The 21,322-nt window shown below is 63.0% G+C and carries 21 protein-coding genes; 5 read left to right on the top strand and 16 right to left on the bottom strand.

The window, feature by feature from the left end:
• Positions 1-236: 236 nt before the first annotated feature.
• Positions 237-557 carry a helix-turn-helix domain-containing protein gene (locus tag ACODRZ_RS24245; protein WP_488973153.1) on the top strand — a complete coding sequence of 107 codons (321 nt, stop codon included), beginning with the start codon at positions 237-239 and terminating at the stop codon, positions 555-557.
• The gene (locus ACODRZ_RS24240; protein WP_488973154.1) at positions 535-1,776 is read left to right on the top strand and encodes a type II toxin-antitoxin system HipA family toxin; all 1,242 of its coding nucleotides are present in this window, start codon (positions 535-537) and stop codon (positions 1,774-1,776) included. Before ACODRZ_RS24245 ends, ACODRZ_RS24240 begins: the two co-directional genes overlap by 23 nt.
• A gap of 92 nt (positions 1,777-1,868) precedes the next feature.
• Here ACODRZ_RS24240 and ACODRZ_RS24235 read toward each other — a convergent pair whose 3' ends face one another.
• A complete protein-coding gene (locus ACODRZ_RS24235; RefSeq protein WP_276946806.1) occupies positions 1,869-2,195 on the bottom strand; it encodes a DUF736 domain-containing protein in 327 nt (108 codons plus the stop codon).
• An 843-nt stretch (positions 2,196-3,038) separates the two neighbouring features.
• On the opposite strand from ACODRZ_RS24235, the gene ACODRZ_RS24230 reads away from it, so the two are divergent.
• Positions 3,039-3,464 (top strand): VOC family protein, encoded by a 426-nt coding sequence (locus ACODRZ_RS24230; protein WP_488972965.1) that lies wholly within the window; start codon positions 3,039-3,041, stop codon positions 3,462-3,464.
• Between the two features lie 73 nt (positions 3,465-3,537).
• On the opposite strand, the gene ACODRZ_RS24225 is transcribed toward ACODRZ_RS24230, so the two are convergent.
• From ACODRZ_RS24225 to ACODRZ_RS24155, 15 genes are all read right to left on the bottom strand, one after another.
• On the bottom strand, positions 3,538-3,978 hold the full coding sequence (locus ACODRZ_RS24225) for a hypothetical protein (protein WP_488972964.1): 441 nt from the start codon (positions 3,976-3,978) through the stop codon (positions 3,538-3,540).
• Between the two features lie 150 nt (positions 3,979-4,128).
• On the bottom strand, positions 4,129-5,055 hold the full coding sequence (locus ACODRZ_RS24220) for a DUF2493 domain-containing protein (RefSeq protein WP_488972963.1): 927 nt from the start codon (positions 5,053-5,055) through the stop codon (positions 4,129-4,131).
• A 347-nt stretch (positions 5,056-5,402) separates the two neighbouring features.
• Positions 5,403-6,440 carry a DUF7146 domain-containing protein gene (locus ACODRZ_RS24215; RefSeq protein WP_488972962.1) on the bottom strand — a complete coding sequence of 346 codons (1,038 nt, stop codon included), beginning with the start codon at positions 6,438-6,440 and terminating at the stop codon, positions 5,403-5,405.
• The gene (locus tag ACODRZ_RS24210; protein WP_488972961.1) at positions 6,440-10,762 is read right to left on the bottom strand and encodes a strawberry notch-like NTP hydrolase domain-containing protein; all 4,323 of its coding nucleotides are present in this window, start codon (positions 10,760-10,762) and stop codon (positions 6,440-6,442) included. The genes ACODRZ_RS24215 and ACODRZ_RS24210 overlap by 1 nt, the downstream gene beginning before the upstream one ends.
• 146 nt (positions 10,763-10,908) lie before the next feature.
• The gene (locus tag ACODRZ_RS24205; protein ID WP_488972960.1) at positions 10,909-11,553 is read right to left on the bottom strand and encodes an antitoxin of toxin-antitoxin stability system; all 645 of its coding nucleotides are present in this window, start codon (positions 11,551-11,553) and stop codon (positions 10,909-10,911) included.
• On the bottom strand, positions 11,546-11,962 hold the full coding sequence (locus tag ACODRZ_RS24200) for a hypothetical protein (RefSeq protein WP_488972959.1): 417 nt from the start codon (positions 11,960-11,962) through the stop codon (positions 11,546-11,548). The genes ACODRZ_RS24205 and ACODRZ_RS24200 overlap by 8 nt, the downstream gene beginning before the upstream one ends.
• Positions 11,963-12,028: 66 nt before the next feature.
• Positions 12,029-12,586, bottom strand: a complete 558-nt coding sequence (locus tag ACODRZ_RS24195) for a hypothetical protein (RefSeq protein ID WP_488972958.1) — start codon at positions 12,584-12,586, stop codon at positions 12,029-12,031.
• Positions 12,587-12,786: 200 nt separating this feature from the next.
• On the bottom strand, positions 12,787-12,951 hold the full coding sequence (locus tag ACODRZ_RS24190) for a hypothetical protein (RefSeq protein ID WP_488972957.1): 165 nt from the start codon (positions 12,949-12,951) through the stop codon (positions 12,787-12,789).
• A 432-nt stretch (positions 12,952-13,383) separates the two neighbouring features.
• Positions 13,384-13,689 carry a hypothetical protein gene (locus tag ACODRZ_RS24185; RefSeq protein ID WP_488972956.1) on the bottom strand — a complete coding sequence of 102 codons (306 nt, stop codon included), beginning with the start codon at positions 13,687-13,689 and terminating at the stop codon, positions 13,384-13,386.
• A gap of 98 nt (positions 13,690-13,787) precedes the next feature.
• Positions 13,788-15,929: a ParB/RepB/Spo0J family partition protein gene (locus ACODRZ_RS24180; protein ID WP_488972955.1), complete on the bottom strand. Its 2,142-nt coding sequence runs from the start codon at positions 15,927-15,929 to the stop codon at positions 13,788-13,790.
• Between the two features lie 115 nt (positions 15,930-16,044).
• The gene (radC, locus tag ACODRZ_RS24175; protein WP_488972954.1) at positions 16,045-16,521 is read right to left on the bottom strand and encodes a RadC family protein; all 477 of its coding nucleotides are present in this window, start codon (positions 16,519-16,521) and stop codon (positions 16,045-16,047) included.
• A gap of 134 nt (positions 16,522-16,655) precedes the next feature.
• Positions 16,656-17,060, bottom strand: coding sequence for a DUF2958 domain-containing protein (locus tag ACODRZ_RS24170; protein WP_488972953.1), 405 nt, complete (start codon positions 17,058-17,060; stop codon positions 16,656-16,658).
• Positions 17,057-18,019: an ArdC family protein gene (locus tag ACODRZ_RS24165; protein WP_488972952.1), complete on the bottom strand. Its 963-nt coding sequence runs from the start codon at positions 18,017-18,019 to the stop codon at positions 17,057-17,059. Before ACODRZ_RS24165 ends, ACODRZ_RS24170 begins: the two co-directional genes overlap by 4 nt.
• Positions 18,020-18,333: 314 nt before the next feature.
• A complete protein-coding gene (locus tag ACODRZ_RS24160; protein WP_488972951.1) occupies positions 18,334-18,843 on the bottom strand; it encodes a GNAT family N-acetyltransferase in 510 nt (169 codons plus the stop codon).
• A gap of 4 nt (positions 18,844-18,847) precedes the next feature.
• Complete coding sequence (locus ACODRZ_RS24155; protein ID WP_488972950.1) at positions 18,848-19,147, bottom strand: type II toxin-antitoxin system TacA family antitoxin; 300 nt, start codon at positions 19,145-19,147, stop codon at positions 18,848-18,850.
• A 257-nt stretch (positions 19,148-19,404) separates the two neighbouring features.
• On the opposite strand from ACODRZ_RS24155, the gene ACODRZ_RS24150 reads away from it, so the two are divergent.
• Both ACODRZ_RS24150 and ACODRZ_RS24145 read left to right on the top strand, forming a co-directional pair.
• Positions 19,405-19,641, top strand: a complete 237-nt coding sequence (locus ACODRZ_RS24150) for a hypothetical protein (protein WP_488972949.1) — start codon at positions 19,405-19,407, stop codon at positions 19,639-19,641.
• Positions 19,642-19,660: 19 nt separating this feature from the next.
• Positions 19,661-21,313 (top strand): recombinase family protein, encoded by a 1,653-nt coding sequence (locus tag ACODRZ_RS24145; protein ID WP_488972948.1) that lies wholly within the window; start codon positions 19,661-19,663, stop codon positions 21,311-21,313.
• The last annotated feature ends 9 nt before the right edge of the window (positions 21,314-21,322 follow it).

The raw sequence follows: 21,322 nt of genomic DNA, 5'->3' as shown, positions 1-21,322 counted from the left end.
CGAATCCCGCCAGAAGGTTATTTGCACAGGGTAGCAGGCAGGGTTGCCTGATTCGTCTTCATGCCCGGATTCACGGCACTTTATACTGTCCGCAGCGCCGATCGGCCGACACGCGATCCCCAAACGATTCACGGCCAGAATCCATGATACGACTACATATCACGGGCTTGGCCTTTTCCACTGTTTGTGATACGTATTCAGATCACCACTATAGAATTGATCCGTAAAGGCATCACATGAAGGCGGAAGAAGAAGCACTGCGATCGATCGGCGACCATTTTCGCCGCGCACGTTTGGGTGCGGCGCTGACCCAGGAGCAAGTTGCTGATCTCGCCGGTATATCACGGCCGCGCTACCGCGACATCGAGACGGGCGTTGCTGCCGCGCGCGCCACGACATTGATCAACATTGCCCGGGCACTCGGGCTGGAAATGATGCTGGTCCCCCAGGCGATGGTGCCCGCCATCGAGGTGCTTCTGCGTCCCGAGGCCGAGGAGGATCGTCCGGCATTCCTGCCGCAACCGGAGAGCGACGATGACAGCCGCCCGCACCGCTGAAACCATCACCGCGCTGGACGTCTTCCTGAACGACGTAAAGGTCGGGACGATTGTCAGGACGCCGGGCGATTACAATGCCTTCAGCCTTGATCCCGGATATCGCGCCGCCGGAGGCCTGCCGGTTCTGAGCCTGTCCTTGCGCGCAGCGACAGGTGGCCTGCGCAAGGATCCGCGTCCGGTTGCTGGCGCCCTACCGCCATTTTTCGCAAACCTTCTGCCCGAAGACAGGCTGCGCGAGGCGATGGAAAAGCACCACGCCGGGCATGTCCGGCCGGGGAATGATTTCGATCTGCTAACGGCGCTTGGTGCCGATCTGCCAGGTGCCGTGCGGGTTCTGCCCAGCGACGGTCAACCGGGCGGCCGGACGGCCGCTCCCCCGGGGCAACCGAAAGCCCGCTTCTCGCTTGCGGGCGTGCAGATGAAACTTTCGGTGATGAAGAACACCGGCAAGGGCGGCGGGCTGACGCTACCGCTCGGGGATGGTGAAGGCCAGTATATCGCCAAGTTTCCCTCCACCGCATTTCGGGGGGTGTCGGAGAATGAGTTCGCGAACCTGGCACTTGCCGAGGCCATCGGCATGGAAGTGCCCGAGCGGGAACTGGTCGGCCGCGACCAGTTCGAAGGCATTCCCGAAGAGTTCGAGACGCTTGCCGAAGGGCTGGTCCTGCTGGTCCGGCGCTTTGATCGCGGAAGTGATGGACAGCGGATCCATATCGAGGATTTTGCGCAGGTTTTCGGCCTCTACCCGGCACGCAAGTATGACGGCGCTGCCTCTCATGACATCGCATCCGTGCTGAATGTGGCGATCTCACCCTTCGCCGCACTGGAGTTTGTCCGGCGGCTGACCTTCTCGGTGGTCATGGGCAATGGCGACATGCACCTCAAGAACTGGTCGCTGATCTATCCGGGCGACGGCAACACGCCCGCTCTTGCGCCGGTATACGACATGCTTTCCACCGTTCCCTATATTCCGGCCGACGGATTGGCGCTGTCACTCGGTGGCGAGCGATCCTTCAAGGGGCTGACGCCAGACAGATGGAAAGCCTTTGCCAATCGGGCACGGCTTCCCGAGCCCGCCGTCCTCAAGGCGGTCGCCGAGACGGTGAAGCGCATCGATGCGCGGTGGTGGACCCTGCCGGAACGCGAGACCGTTCCCCAGCCCGTGCTGGAGCGGATCGACGCCCATGTGAAAACCATGATCCCGATCCTGACCGGCTGAGCAGTTCCAGCCCGGGCAGTGTTGGGCGTGACGGCTTTCCCGCGGGCATGAGAAAGGCCCCGACCTTTTGGTCGGGGCCTTTGTGCCGAGCCTCAGTCGCCGCGGCGACCGTTGGGGCGGGACCAGATGAGCGAGAAGGTCTCGCCGTCTTCCTCGTCGAAGAGGTTGGCGTAGATCGGGGCGTTAAAGCTCGGATCGTCAAGCTTGAGGCCCAGATAGTCACGGCCCTCGTTCGAGCGCTTGGACCAGGCGGCGCCGATCTCGGCGCGGCCGACCAGAACCCGGTGGCTGGGAGCGTTGTCGCCGGTGGCGCGCAGGTCGGGAATGATGCGTACGCCCTTGGCCTGGACGCTGAGGGTGACGATGTCGCCGGTGAATTCGTTCGAGCCGGTCTTCTTGAATGTGCCGATGGTTGCCATTTTAAGTCTCCGTTTTCCGTTTCCGAGCCCGCACCATTGCGGCCTCGATGGCGATCGACAGGACGAAGGCGAACGCTGGCGCACCCCCAAAGGGGGCTGGACGGCACAGGAGAAACTTTCTTGGCGCGCGAGGAATGACGGCTCTGCCGGCAGGGGAAGAAAGTTGTGACGACGCTGTTGCGCCGAAGCGGTCGAAGCGCCCCGCGCTGTTCTTCGGCCAGATCAGGCCATTGAAGAGGCCGTTTGGAGCGGTTGAGACACGGGGGGCTGAACGGAGATGGTGGCGACCTTGAGGTCCATCGGGGTAACCAGACCGGCAATCACCGGCAACTCTATCACCCTGTGTTCCGGGCCGGACGCATCCATCTTCCCGGCCATGTCCATCCGCATCACCCCCACCGGGTTTCGAGCCTGACCGCGACTTTAGCGCTGACGTTTTGCGCTCCGCCCGTGGCCGTGTCCGGGGATCAAGCCGATCAGACGATGTACGCCGCGAGCCTGTCGGCATTTTGATGACGTCGGCAGATGCCCCGCATACACATTGGCCATCATCAACAGGCCACTGTCGCACAGCTGCCCAAAAGGACTGGTCCGCAGGTAGGTGCGCGGCATCTGCAACGCGCAGAGCACCCGTCTCGCCCAAAAATGGTTCAATGGTTTATGCAGACCATTGCTGCCATTGACCATCCCGGATACCCGACCTAATCTCTACCGGTCTGAAACAGGTTAGGCTCGGGACGGTTGGCCCAGCCCCCGCGCCCTGCGGGTCCTTCCGGTGCAAGGCAGCGGCCCAAGACTATCAAGACATCTGTGCGGTACAGGTGCCGATAGAAAGGGCATGATATGAAACCCAGGATTTCCGTTCTGACACTCGGTGTAAGCGATCTCGAACGGTCGCTTTCCTTCTATCGAGACGGGCTCGGTCTGCCGACGAAAGGTATCATCGGACAAGAGTTCGAACATGGTGCAGTGGCGTTTTTTGACCTATCCGGCGGGTTGAAACTCGCCCTCTGGGCACAAGTTGACATTGCCCACGATACCGGGCTGGCTATGCAGCCGGTAAGTCCGACCGCCCTTACCATCGGGCACAATGTTGCGCGACAGGAAGAAGTCGATCAGTGCATGGAGGCTGCTGTGCGGGCAGGTGCCGAGATGATCAAACCTGCCCAGGACACATTCTACGGCGGCTATGCGGGCTACTTTCGCGATCCTGACGGGCACCTTTGGGAAATCGTCTGGAACCCAGACCTGATTCCGCCGGAGGATTGAGCCGTCTTCCGGAAGTCACTGGTCTTCACCGGGCCAGTGGCCGCTTTATGGCTTCACGGCTACGCTCAGCATTTCATGCGCGAGCGAGGCTGGAGTCAGCAGGGCCGGCGGTCGCCATGCCAGCAACACGCAAAAACGCCGTCACGCCCACAGCGACCGCGCCAATCACCGAAAAGATGATCTGCCAGGTCTCGGACGGTATCATGTGTTTAACGATGCCAAGCGTCGCGTGAAATCCGGCCACACCGGCCGGTGCGACAAAGGCAAGCGCGATCAGAAGCCGAGCCCAGATCGGCCGGACCAGGATGAGCAGGCCCTGACCAACCGCCAGCGTCAGTCCGGCGGCAACCAGGCCGATGAGTATGGCCCCCAGCCATCCCGCGCCCGTGCCATAGGCCCAGGTGCCGGCATTGAGGCCGATGAAAAAAGGCAGCGCGAAAACCGCAAGGTTGAACAGCAGCCAGCACATGGTGCCGATGGCCGCGATGGACACAAGAATCCCGAGAACAATCATGGTGGTGTCTCCGTGCAATGGGTTGAACGGTTGCGCCTTCCACCACCACCATGGCGCAAAGCGGAATATAGCATGAACATGCCGCCTTGCGCGAGCCGGAATGATCGGTGGTTTCGGCCATCCGGCCCGTGGTGAGGGGAAAGGCAGCGCTCACGCGCTGCCGGTTCCGAAGCGATAGACCGGGATGCCCAGCTTGCGGGCCTTGTCGCCAAGGTTGTCCTGAATGCCGGTGCCCGGGAAGATGATGACCCCGATCGGCATGGTGCCGAGCATCTGGTCGTTGCGCTTGAAGGGCGCGGCTTTGGCGTGTTTCGCCCAGTCGGGCTTGAAAGCGACCTGCGCGACCCTGCGGTTATTGGCCCAGGTGGCCGCGATGCGTTCGGCGCCCTTCGGCGATCCGCCGTGCAGCAGCACCATGTCCGGGTGCTTGGCGTGGACCTGATCGAGTTTGGCCCAGATCGTCCGGTGATCGGTGGTGTCGCCGCCCGAAAAGGCGATCTTCGGCCCGGCGGGCAGCAGCACCTCGTTGTCGGCCCGACGTTTTGCGGCGAGAAAATCGCGGCTGTCGATCATGGCCGAGGTCATCTGGCGATGGTTTACCCGTGAGCCGGAACGCTGTGACCAGGGCGTGCCGGTGGTGCGCAGATAGATGTCAGCGGCAGTTTCGCGGAAGGTCTCCATGCTGTCGCGGCGCTCGATCAGGCTTTGCCCGGCACCGATCAGCGTCTCCAGCTGGACGGATTTGACCTCGCTGCCGTCCTGTTCGCGCTGAAGGCGCTTCTGTGCCTGTTCGTTATCGTCGAGTTTGCGTTCGATCCGCTCGACGGCGCGGTGGAAGGTGTTGACGGTGGACCAGAGGATTTCATCGAGGTCGAAATCGAGGCTGGTGTCGGCCATGGTGGAAATCAGGGCGTCGAAGATGTCGGAGACCGCACCCTGGATGACGTGATCTTCGGGCGTGATCCGGGGATCGGCCTCATCTTCGGAGGGGCGGTAGCCATGGAGTTCAAGCTCTTCGATGGCATGGCCGGTCGGGGACGTGCTGTGATCGGGTTCAAATTCGTCATGCGCGTACATTGGGATGCGTCCTTCGGCTGGACCGCGACCGTCGCGGCCTTCGTGGCGACGACAAGCCCACGGGCGCTCCGGCCGGGCAGCCCGAGCCTTTTGGCGAGGGCCTTGATGGCAAAGCCCGGCTGATTTGTTTCGCGCTGTAAAGGCGGGGGAGACGGGGTCCCCACGCGACCTGTCGCGTGGGGTGGCGGGCCGCCGACGGAAATCAGTCGGGCGCCGCCATTGCCGGGCCGGAGCGCTTGTGGGCCGCTCGCCCTCTTGGAAGGCCAAGGCGCGGTCCCCCTGCCGATGGAGATGCAGCCCTATGCGCATGACAGGAGCGGAGATATCCGATCACCACCCCGTACCGGCTATGCCATTGCGGCCATGAACCGGCTGACGTCCTCGGGAGCAATCTGCACCCGGATTTGCGCCCGAAGCGCATCCAGCCCGCGAGCGGTGAGATCCTCGTTGAAATCCCCCAACATAGGCGAGAGCGTGATCGCCTCGATCCCGGCTGTCATGGCCCGGTCCACCAGGTTGTCCCGCGCGCTGTCGCCTGCCGGATCGTTGTCGCGAACGATATAGAGCCTGCGCAGATGGGCCGGAAACTGGATGGCGGCGAGATGTCCCGCCGAGAGTGCGGAGATCATCGGCATCATGGGCAGAACCTGCCGCAGCGACAGGATGGTCTCGATGCCTTCCCCTGCTGCCAGCACATCCTGCGTATCGCCAAACCTGACGGCATGCCCGAGCAGGTCTCCCATCGCCTTCCTCGGCGGATCGACAGGCGCCTTGCCAGAGCCGTCGCGTCTGAGCCAGGTCCGATGCGCGCCGGTGATCCTGCCATCGAGGTCGGTGACAGCAGCGATCATGGCGGGCCAGGTCTCGGTCGGCCCATCGTCCTCGGGCCGCCAGTAGCAACTCGCATGGAAACGCAGATTTGCGGTTCCGCGTAAATCCGTAATGCCGCGTCTGCGTAAATACGTGTCTGCGGTACTGCCGATCAGCGGCTGCGTCATGTGCCAGAGGCGGCGTGCCGCTTCTGATGATCCCGATGGTGCTGGCGTTCGGGGCGGACGGGATTGCGGCAGCGGTTCGATCTGCGGCAGGCTCAGGAAACGTCGGGCCTCATTGGCAACGTCTGCAAAATCAATCAGGCCAAGCGAATCCCGGATCACGTCCAGCAGATCGCCATGCTCGCCCGTGGCCGAGTCCTGCCATTTCCCGGCAAGGCCTTTGGCGCTGTCATGAAGGCGGACGAACATGGAGCGGCCAGCCGTGTTTCTGACATCGCCAACCTGCCAGTAATTGCCCTGCTTGCGCCCGTTGGAGAGATATTGGCGGCACACCGCCTCGGCCTGTCGGCCGAGACGCTGCGCCAGTTCGGTGGCGTTGAGGCGGGTCATCAGGCGGCCTCCCGCTCACCGATGCGTTCGAGCGGGAAACGGTCGAACAGCTTACCGATGATTTCCGGTCCCGATGCGCCGATCGGCACGAAGAAACGCAGTTTCCACGAGATGATCTCGCTGAAGAGACCATAGGCCCGAAGTCGTTCGCGCATGGCATCGCTAAAGCCGGTCAGTTCGATCCGGTTGGCGCCCATGACGCGGACACGGCGCAGTTGCAGCCCCTCGGCAAGATCGAGGGTCGTGCGGCCGTCTATCAGCGCGGCATAGGCCGCATCCGGTGTCAGGCTGCTGCTGACACCACTGGTCGCAGCATTGGCAGCCCATGCGGGCGACACACGGCGACCGATAATGCGCTCGCCTTCATCGGTCTGGAGCCGATAGACGCGGGAGGAATCCTGCGGCAGGCGCTTCCAGATCGGCAGCAGCAGCCCCGTCACCATATGCAGAATGCTGTCGGTGAACTCCGGCACCTCGGCCAGTTCCGTGTTCCAGGCCGATGTGAATACGGCGCGGTCGGCCTCGACCCAATGGGTTTCGCCCATCATGCGCACGGGCATGTTCATTGCCTCCATCGGCCGGATCAGCCGGACGCGCCGTTCGATCTCGCCATCATCCAGCATGACGCTTGTGGTCGGGATCTGGACAGCGGCGCGACCGGAGCGCTCGTTGACCAGCAACTTCGCGCGCGGATCACCCAGTTCCGCCAGAGCCGCATCCAGCATCACCGGCTGATTGCGCTTGCGTTCGGTCAGGGTCATGAGCCGGGTTTCCGCGCCGGTGCCTGGATGGGTGTGGATTACCTGCCGGTCGGTGACGATGAAGCTCTCGGCGCGCAGCGTTTCCAGCCCCATGTCATAGGTGCCGGATGCAATCGCTCCGTCGATCCGGGCTTGCAGAAGCTGCTCGAAGGCGCCGAACAGGATGCCCTGAAGTTCGATGGTCAGCGCCAGCAAGCGGTTCAGGAAGGTGGTGATTGGCGGCAGATCATCCTTGATGCCATTCGAGTCCATCAGCCTGAGGCCGGTGGCGGATTCAAACCGTTCCAGCGGGCAACCCTCGACCTTGCCACGCACGATCAGAAGATAGAGCTGGCGCAGCGCATCACGGGCATAAGGGCTTTCCAGATTGTCCTCGGGACGGAACAGCCCCTGACCGCCGGTCTGGCGCTGACCGCGGGTGATCGCACCCAGCGTATCGAGGCGGCGGGCGATGGTCGAAAGGAAGCGCTTCTCGGCTTTCACATCCGTGGCGATCGGGCGGAACAGTGGCGGCTGCGCCTGATTGGTGCGGTTGGTGCGGCCCAGGCCCTGAATGGCGGCATCGGCCTTCCACCCCGGCTCCAGCAGATAGTGAACCCGCAGACGCTGGTTCCGCGCGGAAAGCTCGGCATGATAGCTACGGCCCGTGCCGCCGGCGTCGGAGAAGACCAGGATACGCTTCTGGTCATCCATGAAGGCCGCCGTCTCGGCGAGATTGGCCGATGGCGCACGGTTCTCGACCGCAAGTCGTGCCGAAGCACCTTCGCCCTTGCGAATGATGCGGCGCGAACGCCCCGTAACTTCGGCCACCACATCCGTCCCGAAGCGCTGCACGATCTGGTCGAGCGCCCCCGGCACAGGTGGCAGAGACCCAAGATGCTCAAGCATCTCATCGCGGCGCGCCACAGCTTCGCGGCTTTCAACGGGCTGACCATCGCGGAAAACCGGCCGTGACGAGAGGTTCCCCTCGCCGTCGGTGAAGGGTTCGTAAAGCTGAACCGGGAAGGAATGTTGCAAATACGAACCTACGTACTCCCTCGGGGTGACATCGACGGAAATGTCATTCCATTCGTCAGTCGGGATTTCGGCGAGGCGCCGTTCCATCAGCGCTTCGCCGGTCGAAACGATCTGGATGACGGCAGCATGGCCCGCCTTCAGATCGGCCTCGATGGAGCGGATCAGGGTCGGGGTTTTCATGGAGGTGAGCAGATGGCCAAAGAAACGCTGCTTGGTGGACTCGAACGCTGAGCGCGCTGCCGACTTCGCCTGCCGGTTCAGTGTACCCTCACTGCCGGTGATATTCGCGGCTTCCATCGCCGCATCGAGATTGTTGTGGATCACGGAAAACATTGCAGCATAGGCATCGTAGATGCGCCGCTGCTCGTCGCTGAGCTGATGTTCGACCAGTTCATATTCGACGCCGTCATAGGAAAGCGACCGCGCAGTATAGAGACCGAGGGAGCGCAGATCACGGGCCAGCACTTCCATGGCCGCCACGCCGCCTGCCTCGATCGCCTCGACAAACTCGGCCCGGGTTGCGAACGGGAAATCCTCACCGCCCCAGAGGCCGAGGCGCTGCGCATAGGCGAGGTTATGGACGGTGGTCGCACCGGTGGCTGAGACATAGACCACGCGCGCGTCTGGAAGCGCGTGCTGGAGCCGCAGGCCGGCGCGGCCCTGCTGCGAGGCGGCGATGTCACCGCGTTCACCCTTGCCACCTCCGGCATTCTGCATGGCATGGCTCTCATCGAAGATGATGACCCCATCGAAATCTGATCCCAGCCAATCCACGATCTGCTTGACGCGCGAAACCTTTTCGCCGCGCTCGTCGGAGCGTAGCGTGGCATAGGTGGTGAACAGGATGCCTTCCGTGAGCGTGATCGGCCGGCCTTGCGGAAACCGCGACAAAGGCGTGACCAGCAAGCGTTCCATGCCGAGTGCTGACCAGTCGCGCTGTGCATCCTCGATCAGCTTGTCGGATTTGGAGATCCAGACCGCCTTGCGACGACCGCGCAGCCAATTGTCGAGGATGATCCCGGCCGACTGGCGGCCCTTGCCGGCACCAGTGCCGTCGCCCAGCATGAAGCCGCGGCGAAAGCGGATCGCTCCAGCAGCATCCTCGGCTGCGGCACTCACATGGTCGAAATGCTCATCCACCGTCCAGGAACCAGCCAGATGATCGGCATGAGCATCGCCTGCATAGATCACCGTTTCCAGCTGGGCGTCCGACAGACGCTGGCAGATGTCGACGGGCAGCATGGGACGATAAGAGGGTTTCGGCGGGGCGACCGAGGCCATGGCAGCCGATTGCACCAGCCTGGTCGGATGCGGCTCAGCACCGGGAATGCGCAAGGATTGCAGCGCATATTCCTCATAGATGGCATCGGACAGCCGGGCACCTTCAGGCGGTGACCAGTCCACGGTGTCATAGGCGAGTTCCACGCCTTCGGGGTCATTGGCTGGAGTGGCGACCGGCCGGGTCGCTGCCGAGCGGGCGAGATAGCCGCGCACCGACTTCGGCGGGAGTGCCGGAGCTGCGATCGCGTTCTTCGGTCGCGTGATGGGCAGAAGTGACGGAACCTCTGCCGTGATCCAGGAAAGCAGCGTGGCGACATCGGGCGCGATCCCGGGTGAGACCGGGAAGATGGCCGGATCGTCGGCGGGCAATTTGTCGATGACGGTCAGCCGCGTGTCGATGCTGGTGCCGTGTTTTGCATAGACTGCGCCATCGATCGCGGCGGTAAACACCACGCGGCCACGCGCCTGCAAACGGATGAAGGCATCGCGCCAGGCCGGCGCTTCGGGGCCGAACCCCGCGCCGGTGATTGTGACCAACCGGCCACCGGGGGCGAGACGGGCCAGCGCCGAAGCAACATGCCGGTATGCCGCGTCGGCCATGCGCCCGGTCACGTTCGCCATGGCCGAGAACGGCGGGTTCATCAGAACCACGGAGGGGACGGCATTTGCGGCGAGATGATCGTCGATCTGCGCGGCGTCGAACCGGCTGACCGGAAAGGCCGGGAAGAGAGATACCAGAAGATCGGCGCGTGTGTCGGCCACTTCATTGAGGATCAACGAAGCGCCAGCAGTCTGCGCCAGGATCGCCATGAGGCCAGTACCGGCCGATGGTTCCAGCACCACGTCATCGGGCGTGATCGCGGCTGCTGTCAGAGCAGCGAGACCCAGCGGGACAGGCGTCGAGAACTGCTGAAGGTTCTGGCTTTCCTCGGAGCGCCGGGTTTGCGTCGGCAGGAGCCCGGCAATCTTCGTCAGATGGGAAAGACGCGCATCCGCAGAGGCGGATTTGCGGAAAAGTGCCTTTCCGTATTTGCGCAGGAACAGAACGGTCGCGACCTCGCAGGCCTCATATGCCGTCTTCCAGTCCCAGGCGCCGGCCGCATCGGAAACACCGAAGGCGGTTTCCATGGCCGTCCGCAGGGCGGTGGCATCAATGCGCTGGCCGCGTTCCAGATGGAGCAGCAAATGCCGGGCCGCAGCCAGAATTGCGGGTGCAGCCGCCTTCGGCATGACCGGATCGGTCACGGGAAACACCATGTTCATGTCAGAAAACCTCGAGAGAGCAGAAGCGGGCAAGCCCGGCCGGCGCTCTCTCAACCACCCGGACTCAACCCCTTCCGGCAAGCCTCTTCCTCTGAACCTGACCGCATAAGAAAAGCGCCCCGACCGGATGGTGGGGCGCCAGAGGATCAGCCGAAGCGGCGGCCGGTTTCGGTGAACGTGTATTCGTTCGCGAGGATGGTGTCGTCCACGACCGCGTCGGAGGAGAGATAATCGTATTCGCGCTCAAGCTGGCGGTAGAGCCAGCGAGCGAGATCGCGCAGCGCTTCGGTCACAGTCTCCTCGGCATCCTCCGTCATGTCCTGCCAGTTCGGGCTGTCGCGCTCGACCGAGATCGCCATGCAATATTCGTGATAGTAATGGCCGCGATGGCTGACCTCGGCGCGCAGTTGGTAAAAGTTGCGCTTCTGGATCGCCTGCAGAACATCGGCGATGCGATGCAGGTCGGCGTCCTGCGGCGCATATTCCCGGATCAGGCCTGGGACGCCTTTGCGGTAGGAAAGCCGCGCCTCGAAGCACGCGCCATCCCCTTGCGACCAGAAGCCCCGGAACCAGATGCAGGGTTCCTGCCGGGTGCCGCCGCCCATGAGCTGGACCGGCCGGGTCTTCAGCTCAAGACCGAGGATTTCGGCGATACGCTGGAAATCCTCATAGACGGTCTCATACCAGTCATAGTCGAAGCCGCCTTCACGATACCAGGCCCGGGCCTTGTCCTTCGCCGCGTCAGTCAACTCGTCGAGGCGATAGACGGTGGTTTCGATGACCTTACTCATAGGGATCGCCTCCCTCCAGCACGGTGGAAAGCCAGCCATCGGTATAGATCCAGTCCACCGTCTCGCCGGTGGCGAGGTCGAGAACATGCGCGCCGCCGCCGAAACCGTCGATGCGGGGTTTCGAGCAGGTATTGGCATATTGCAGGCCCCACCGACCGCTCAGGCCGAATTCGGAGGCACAGCGTTTGACGAACTGGATGACGTGCTCCGGATCGCCGGTAACGTCATCGCGCATCCAGAGCTGCGTGCCGCCATGTTCGGGCTGGATCGAGAGCACAAACCCGTCCGAGGGCGGATCTTCCGTGTCATTTGTATCGGCCAGCGCATTGTAGAGATCGAGCGCACGGGCGGCGTTTTCGGGCGTGCCCACATCGAGCAGGCAGGAAAAATGCGTATAATAGTCAGCCATGGTGGCCTCCGGACATGACAAGGCCCGGCGCGGGACCGGGCCGAATGGATGGAAATGGGCGGAAGATCAGGCGGCTTGCGGCAGGCGGAGCAGGTTGGCCGCCGTCTCGCGCCAGAAGGGATCGACCAGTCGCGCCTCACAAAGGCTGGCGCGCAAGCGCAGGTCACGGGCCAGGTCGCGATTGGCGCACCCCGACGCGGCAAAGGCCAAACCGCGCAGCCGACTGGCTTCGGTGACGATACGGCGGGCCTCGGCATTGGACGTGACGGGCTGCTGCCAGAGGATGATGCCCGCGCGGATTTCGCCGGCGAGGACCAGACCGTATGCGCGGTCCTGGATGAGCATGATGCGCGGGCGGAAATGCGGGAAGCTGTCCGGCCCGCTGCAAATGTCGCTCCGCGACAGGCGCAGGGCGGCGAACTGCATGGCCTCTTCTGGCGACGGGCATTCCCCCAGCGGGATCATGCGCTCGAAACTGTCGGCATTATCGCCATCGTCAGCGCTGGCCAGACCGAGGCAGGAGATGCGCAGCGGCAGCTTTTGCGCCCGGTAAAGCGCAGGCAGCACATCGGCGGCCAGAATCTCGCCGATAGAACGGAAGGTTTCAAAACGGGCGATGGTCATCGGGATCACTCCATGACGGGCGCCGGTGAGCCTCTCTCTCCAGCCTTCAACCCGTCACGGCCGAACGGCCCGCACTCTTCCTCTCTGACCGGGGCGCGTCCCCGGTTCCGCTGCCGGCGATGGGCGCACCATCGCAGGGCTGAAGGCCCGGGCGCGGGATCCGCGCACCGGGCCGTCGGGGATGAGGCGCATGTCGCGCCTTATTCCCACGGGTCCAGCTCCAGCCGCACCATGTCGTCATCACCGTCGAACTCGGCGGCGGGGCAAGCGGCGTGGGTGCCGTCTCCAGCCTGGAACACGACGATCGAAACCATCAGCGTGGCGGCGAGGCTGGCGGCGAAGGCGGTGGCATCTGCATAGGACATGGGTTCCGGCTCCTGTCTTTGGGAGGCGGGGGACCATCCCCCGCGCGACAGGCGCCCGAAGTGTCTGTCCGTATCTGCAATCACCCGAGGGCGTTCGGCCTTTTGGCCCGAATCCCCGAGGGCGGCACGCTTGCGTCAAGCCGACCCCTCCGGGGTTGAATGCCAAGAAGCGGATCAGACCAAGGTTAGCGAATGGAAGCGGGGGTGGTTCTTCGCATCTGACAGGATTCCGGATACCCGCTCGCAGATGCCTTGCCGCGCCAGCCTTTCCGCCATGCGGGCATCAGAACCCGTGTTCTCTTCAGGCCGGGGATGGCACCCGCTGCCCAAGACAGGATGAACGACGCCATGGTGCAGCTGGAACTGGAAACCCCACGTGCGAAAAGTGCGAAGCTCATCTTCCGCCGGCCCCAGGTTGGGCTCAACTCGCCTTCAGCCCCAAAGGCCATCGGCGATTTCTCGAGCAATCATCGCGCGCGCCTTCATGATCAGATCATCGCCGGATGTGTCGATATGGCCGTAAAACCGGGCGTGGCCGCCATGGGCTGTCCACTCGGCGTAGCGGCAATATTCGCGGGCATCGAGCCGGAACACCCGCATATCCTCGGCCCAATGGGGCTTGGGCTCGACGACGACAGTGATGCTGTCGCGGGTCTCCTCCCACGGAAGTGTGCGTGCCGATGGGGGATTCGCGCGATCTTCGCGGAAGATCTGATCGATGTCGATGATCGTGGGCATGGAAGTTCTCCAAAGAAAAAGCCCGGCCACAAGGACCGGGCGAGCTCAGGGAAACGGCATGGAGTGGTCGGGGCGACCGAAGCTGCCCCGACGGAAGGTTATTCGGCAGCGACCATGTGCTGCTCTTCCTCGTCGTCGACGGGATCGTCTTCCTCGCCATCACCAGCGAGGAAATCGGGCAGATCGTCGGCTTCGCCCTCGGGAGCGTGGACCAGATCGACCTCGGCCCCCTCATCGACCATGCGCAGCGGCTCGGGCAACCAGCCGGTATCAGCCAGCAGACGCTCGGCCTCTTTGGCCATATCGCCCTTCTTCAGGTGCCCGATCAGTTCAGCGGCACGGTCACCGGCGCCCTCGCGCACGGCCTCAATGATGCGCGGCTTGGTCACGCGGCCGAGATAATTGCCAGCCGTCGGCCGCCAGCCCACCGCCACCATGTCGAGACCGGTCGAACGCGCCAGCCGGTCCGCCTGCGACAAGCGGATTTCCAGCCCGTGCTGGCTGACGCCCATGCCGCTATAGGGGTTTGGCTTCTCGTAGAGCGCATTGACACCAAAGCTCACGCAATGGGCGAGCAGGTCCATGCGGGAGCCATCATCCAGATCGGCCAGCCAGTCCCAGAGCGCGGCATCGTCAGCCGGGATATGGTCGCCCCAGCGTTCATGCCGTTCCTGGATCGCCCTGGCCGAGGTGCTGTCACGCAGATCCTCGGCCTGCGCGGGCAGATGCACCTCGCGGACCTGCGCTTCCAGGCAGCCCCGCGTCGAATGCGGCAGGAAGCAATCGGTGACCAGCCGGTGCAGCAGCGCCGTCATGGCGACTTGCGGGTTGGATGCAACCGCGTCGCGCAGCGCCAGCGTGCGGTGCGCCGTCAATTCGCTGATCAGCCGGTCAGGTAGCGGCCTGATCGTTTCGGTGTCGTCCTCCTCATCCGGTTCGGCCGGTTGACCGCCCATCGTGATGACCGCGCGCTGATGCCTGCCATCAGCTTCAGCCCCCGGGAGCACCTCGCCGGTTTCGGGATCGACGACATCGGTCGCCGGTTCTGCAGGCGCCTCATCCTCGGGACGGACATAGCCACGCTCGACCAGCAGGGTGCCATCGGCATCGATACTGACGAAGACGCCCGCCCTGGCCATCTGATCCGGATCGAAAATCATGGGACGGCGCTCGAAGGCATCCAGCGCCTGTTCGATTTCGCCGAGACGTGCATCGATCTCATCGGGCAATTCGTCGGCCTCGGCATAGTCCGCTTCCAGCCGGTCATATTCCTCGCGCAGCGTCTCGCGGGTGGCGCGCTCCTCCTCGGTCATATCGACCGTGGTGCCGACCAGTTGACGAAGTCCATGATCGTGGCCGTAGGGAAAGGTCATGGTGACCTCGATCCACTTCCAGCCCTCGCCGCCAATGCTCTGCGCCTCGGCCTTCAGTTTCTCGCCTGCCAGCCGGTCGAGCAGAACCGGGTCCTGCAGCCAGCCGCCATCGTCCTGCTGAAAGAGATCGCGCAGCACGCAGCCGCCGGCTTCCTCATAGGCGTCGATGCCGACGAAGAGCGCCCGCTTGTCGGCGGCGCGCACCGTGGTTTCGGTCAGCAGGCGGCGGATATGGTAGGGCTCCTTCTGCCAGCCATCCTTGATTGCCTCCCAGACCTGTTCCTGCCGGGCAGGATCGGAACTGACGGTGAAGGCCATCAGCTGCTCCAGCGTCATGCCATCCTCGGCATAGATGTCGAGCAGCGCAGGCGAGACCGAGGCAAGGCGCAGGCGCTGTTTCACTACCTTCGCATCGACGAAGAAGGCAGCAGCAATCGTCTCTTCGGTCATGCCCTTCTCGCGCATGGACTGGAAGGCGCGAAACTGGTCGAGCGGATGCAGCGGCGCGCGCTCGATGTTCTCGGCGAGCGAAACCTCGTCGATCAGCACATCGGCCCCGGCTTCCGACACCACGCAGGGCACGGGTGCGATCTTGGCAAGGCGCTTCTGCTTCACCAGCAGTTCCAGCGCCCGGAAGCGGCGGCCACCGGCGGGCACCTCGAACATGCCGGTCTCGGCGCCATCCTCGCCCAGGACCGGGCGTACATGCAGGGACTGGATCAGCCCGCGGCGGGCGATGGATTCGGCGAGTTCCTCGACCGAGATACCGGCCTTGACGCGCCGGACATTGGACTGGGAAAGCATCAGCTTGTTGAAGGGAATGTCACGCGAGAACGACAGGGTGATCTTCTGAACGGCAGTTGCCATGTCAGTTACTCCATGACGGACGCCGGGGAGCCTCTCTCTCCGGCAACCAGCCCGTCACGAAACTCCCATCCCTCCTTTTCCTCTCCTGGCCGCCCGCTCGGCCCATCCCCGTCCATCAGATATCGCCGCGAGCGCGCAGGCTGACCTCGCTGCTGCCACCCACGATGATGTGGTCATGCAGCACCATGCCCAGGACCTTGCAGGCTTGCTGGATTTCCCCGGTCATCGCGAGGTCGGCGGCCGAAGGCTCGGGATCGCCGGATGGATGATTGTGGACGATGATCAGCGCACTGGCATTGAGCGCCAGGCCCCGGCGCAGCACTTCCCGGGGGTAGACCGGGGCATGGTCCACCGTGCCGACGGCAAGGCATTCATCCGAGACCAGCCGGTTTTTCCGGTCGAGATAGAGGACATGGAAGCGCTCGACATCACCGCGGATGGTCAGCGCGCAATAGTCGAGAACCGCCTGCCATGTGGACAAGACCGGGTTCTGGTTGAGATGGCGCAGCAGGATCTGGCGCGCCTCGTAGACGACGGCCTGCTCCTGCGCGGAAAACTGGCAGGGTTGCGGATCGATAGCGAGTTTCCTCATGTGTCGCGTCATGGTCGTGGGGTCCCGACGGGCAGCCGGCCCGGCGCCGGAACTTTCACCACGTCACGACGAGAGGCGCCGCCCTCTACCTCCAAGAGAGCGGCGCAAAAAGCGCAAAGCCGGACAGCCGGGTCTCAGGCTTTCCGGCTTTCTGTATCGGCGGGTTTCAGGGTCTGTGCAGCACCGCCACGGAATCGGGCGGACAGAAGTTGTTCAGCGGCCCGAATGCCGCCCGCCATGCGCGCCGCTTCAGCCCAAACCGAAATCGGGAACATGCCGGTAAAAAGCACGTCCCGCTCGATCCTCATCCCAAAGGGGAGCCGGATTGCCTCCAGTTCGGCGAAGCTCCAGCTACCGAGTTCGGGATAGCCGATGTCGGCGAGACCAAACATGATGTCGTCGTCCTCATCCAGTTCGGTCGCGAGCCAGACGCCTGCGCCAAGGGGATTGTAGAATTTGACGACGGGGTGGTGATCGGTATCGCGCTGCCGGCCATTGGCGAGAAGCTGCGCGCGCTGCGTGCGGGTCAGGAGGATCATGCCGCAGCCCTCCGCTCAATCGAGGCTGCCACAGGTTCGGCGACCTCCTCGTCGGGCAGATGCGCGAGCAGCCAGTCGGCCGCCTTGCTCGCCTGCGAGGCGGCGCGGACGATGGCGCGGTTGTCCTCCCGAAGACATTCCAGCCAGGATCCAATATAGTCGGCATGACGGACCGTTGGCACGATACCGAGAGAAGCGCAGCAGAAGGCCGCATTCATCTCCGCGACCAGTTCCTCGAAGGCGTATTTCTTCGTGCCAAAGCTGCCCGAGAAATCCCGCCCCAGGCGTGACGCATGGCCAGTGGCGTGACCCATTTCGTGCAGCGCCGTCCTGTGCCAGTTGATCGGCTCGAAATAGGCCTGCGGCGGGGGAACCTGCACATAGTCGTGCGCCGGCACATAAAAGGCGCGATCGCCGCCGATGCGAAAATCGATGCCGGTCGCGCGGATCAGCGCCTCGACCCTCGGCTCGATCATGCCGGGCGGCGGTGGCGGCGCCTCCACGGCGATATCCTCGGGCAGCCCCTCGCATTGGGCCGCGTTGAACACGGTGAAGCGTTTCAGGAATGGAATGCTTCCCGCTTCTTCACCGGCGTCCCGGGCGCGACGCTTTTCGTCCTCAGGAGTGAAGCGGTCGGAATAGACGACGGTCGTGCCATACTCGCCCTTGCGGACATTGCCGCCGAGCGAAAGCGCCTGACGAAAAGTGAGCCAATGCTGGGTCGGATAGCCGTACTGGATCACGGCGCCCCAGAGGATCAGGACATTGATCCCGGAATACTGACGCGCAGTTGCGGCGTTCCTCGGCATGGCGAGTGGCGCTTTTGCTGCCGATGTGCCCCATGGCTGGACCCAGGGCAGCCGACCTTCCTCCAGCTCCGCGATGATCTTGCCGGTAATGTCATCGTAAAGATTGGTGCGATTGCCGCCGCCTCGCGCGGCGCTGTCAGTTCTGGCCATCGGGATGATCTCCGCGACGGGCGCCGGAGACCTCTTCTCCAGCCCTCAACCCGTCACGGAAAACCCGTCCGCACTCTCACTCTACCGGGGGCGTTGCGGGGTCTCCCCGCAAAAGGGGTCGGGGGGAGACCCTGGCTCAGCCGCAGGGGAAGGCTTTCCCCTTTATGGCGCCCAACTTCTGGTCTTAAGGGCTCGACCGGATAAAAGCGTTTGCCCCAGTCCTTGTCTGGATTGTCCATCATCAGATCGGCGAAGGGGCAGACGCGGCGGTCAGCCGCCGAGCATCGACGTGGAGCCTCTCAGTACCACGGCTCTCACCCACTGGTCTCGGCAAGTGAGGCCGCGATATCACCGATCGAACGCAGCAGGATCAGAGCATCGTCCCGGGAAGGCTCAAATCCGCGCCGCCTCCAGAATTCGGCAGCTTCTTCATCAACAGCATTGACCATCAAGGCCCGCCCGCCAATGAGCGAGGCCGCCTGAACGCAGCGTTGAAGGGCGTGCTTCACAAGACCGGTGCCAATGCCCAGCCCTGCCCATGTGGTGTCAGTGGCCAGTTGCCCCAGAAGTATGCACGGCACCGGATTAGGCGGCTGCCCGGTCCGTATCGAACGCGGCATGACCGATGGGACAACGGCGGTGGGTGCGAGACCGTAATACCCGACCACACGTCCAGCCTCATGCACGACAAGAACGGCGGTAAAACCCTTCTGCTGATTGGAGAGCGCACGGGTTTTCAGCCAATGGTCGAGCGTCGGCTTGCCACAGGAAAACTCAGAAACATCATGGGCAGCGGTAAGCGGTTCGGGTCCCGAAAGCTGCAAGGGACTACCGCTTCGCCACGTAGCCGGGCTCCCACGGCGCAGGCCGTTTCAGCACTTCCACCATCTCCGGAACAGAAGCAGCGGGACGCGACAGCACATCCATGAACTGAGCAAAGCCTTCCGGGCTCATCCTGACCAGCCCCTGCTCCATGACGACCTCCTCGGCCGCGCGTACAGCGGCCTCGCGCACGAAATCCGTGCGTGAGCGGCCGCGCAGGCCCGCAGCGCGATCGATCATGGCAACATCCGCCTCGAGCAGACGCATCGAGATCGGATATTCCTTGCGTTCAGCAGTGTTGGCCATGGCGAGTCTCCTTAGCTCGAAGATAGTCTCTTGTATTGCAAAATACAATACGATAAAGTCTCAACTGCAAGCAACAGCTTCCAAAGGAGCAGCATCGAGGCGAAAGATGACGGCGACAGCGAGCGATTCCGACAGGTCATTTTACTATGCCGTGGCACGCCAGACTACGCCGCCGCACGCCATGACGCACATCGGCACACCGATCGCCGCCAAATGTTCGCCCGTAAATTCCATTGCTTATACCGGGCATGGGACGAATGCTGTCAGTTATGACCTTGCGAGCCCCAGAAAACACAGCAAAGATGACAGGAGCAGAGCGCGAAGCGCTGCTCGAATCTTTGCTGCTGGACGAGCCGGAGTTGACGTTTACGCCGCGCGGCAGTCCCGATCCACGCCTTCTGCGTCTGGTCGGCATCCTGGCAAAGCAAGCGGCGCGGGAGTGCTTTGCAGAGGAAGTGAAGTTGTCCAAGCGAAGGAGGAAGCGCGCCTCCTGATGCGGATGGGAGCCATGTTTTGAAAGTCGCGATCTACGCCCGCTATTCTTCCGACAATCAACGCGACGCTTCCATCGCCGACCAACTTCGTATGTGCCGCCTCCATGCAGAAAAGCAGGGTTGGCACGTCATCGAGGAATATACCGATCACGCGATTTCAGGCGCTTCGCTGATACGTCCGGGCATCCAGGCCCTGATGGCCGACGCCATGGCCGGTCGTTTCGACGTGATCCTTTCAGAGGCGATGGATCGCCTCTCACGGGATCAGGAAGACATCGCCGGCATTTTCAAGCGCATGTCCTACGCGGATGTGAAGATGTTCACCCTTTCGGAGGGCGAGGTCAGCCATCTGCATGTCGGCCTCAAGGGTACGATGAATGCGCTGTTCCTCAAGGACCTAGCCGACAAGACACGCCGCGGACAGCGCGGCCGGGTCGAAGCTGGCAAATCCGGTGGCGGCAACTCCTATGGCTACGATGTGGTCAAAAAGCTGGACGCCAATGGCGAACCCATTCGCGGCGACCGCACCATCAACGACGCCCAGGCAGACGTGGTTCGTCGCATCTTCCGCGACTATGCTGCAGGCAAGTCCGCCAAGACGATCGCATTCGCGCTCAACAAGGAAGGCATCCCCGCCCCTTCTGGCGGTGACTGGGGTTTCAGCACGATCAACGGCAACCCGAAGCGTGGCAACGGCATCCTCAATAACGAGATGTATGTCGGCAAGATTGTCTGGAACCGGCAGCGCTTCGTGAAGGATCCGAACACCGGAAAGCGGCAGGCCCGCCCAAACCCGGAATCGGAATGGGTCATCCAGGAGACGCCTGAGCTCCGGATCCTCGATGACGAACTCTGGAACGCGGTGAAGGCACGGCAGGAGAAGAACAAGCTCTCACGGGATGACAACGGCAGCACGGATGTCCGCACCGTCAATCACCGCCGCCGCCCCAAATACCTCTTCTCGGGCCTGACCAAATGTTCCTGCTGCGGTGGTGGGTACTCCGCAATCTCGGCAACCCTGATCGGATGCTCGACCGCGCGCAACAAGGGCACCTGTGACAACCGCGTCAACATCCGCCGTGATGAGTTGGAATCACGCGTGCTGAACGCCCTGCGCACGCGGCTCGTTGACCCAGCACTGTTCGCCCATTTCTGCGAGGTCTTCACGCAGGAGATGAACCGTCTCCGCATGGAAGGCCGAGCCGGTATCGCCTCCGCTGAAGCCGAGATCACAAAAATTGAGCGGGAACTCGATACCCTTCTCAACCTGATCCTCAAAGGCGGTGCTGCCGACGCTCTCAATGCGAAGATGGTGAGTTTGGAAAAGCGGAAGAAGGAACTTGAACTGTTCCTGGCCGAAGCGGAAGAGCCCCCTCCACTTCTTCACCCGAGCATGGCTCTGCAATACCGCAAGCGCATCCAGCAGCTCTACGAATCCCTTCAGGATGACGACGAGGGCAAGCGGATAGAAGCCGCCGACACCATTCGGTCACTGGTAGATCAGATTGTGATGACACCGGTTGAGGGCAAGATCGAGATCGACGTTCAGGGCGATCTTGCTGGAATCCTTATGATTTCCGTACAAACGAAAAACCCCGCCGGAGAGCGGGGTGGATCGCAAGTAAAGATGGTTGCGGGGGTAGGATTTGAACCTACGACCTTCAGGTTATGAGATAGCTAC

The organism is Novosphingobium sp. FG90, from assembly GCF_057808725.1.
This window is presented reverse-complemented; position numbering and strand designations above follow the sequence as displayed.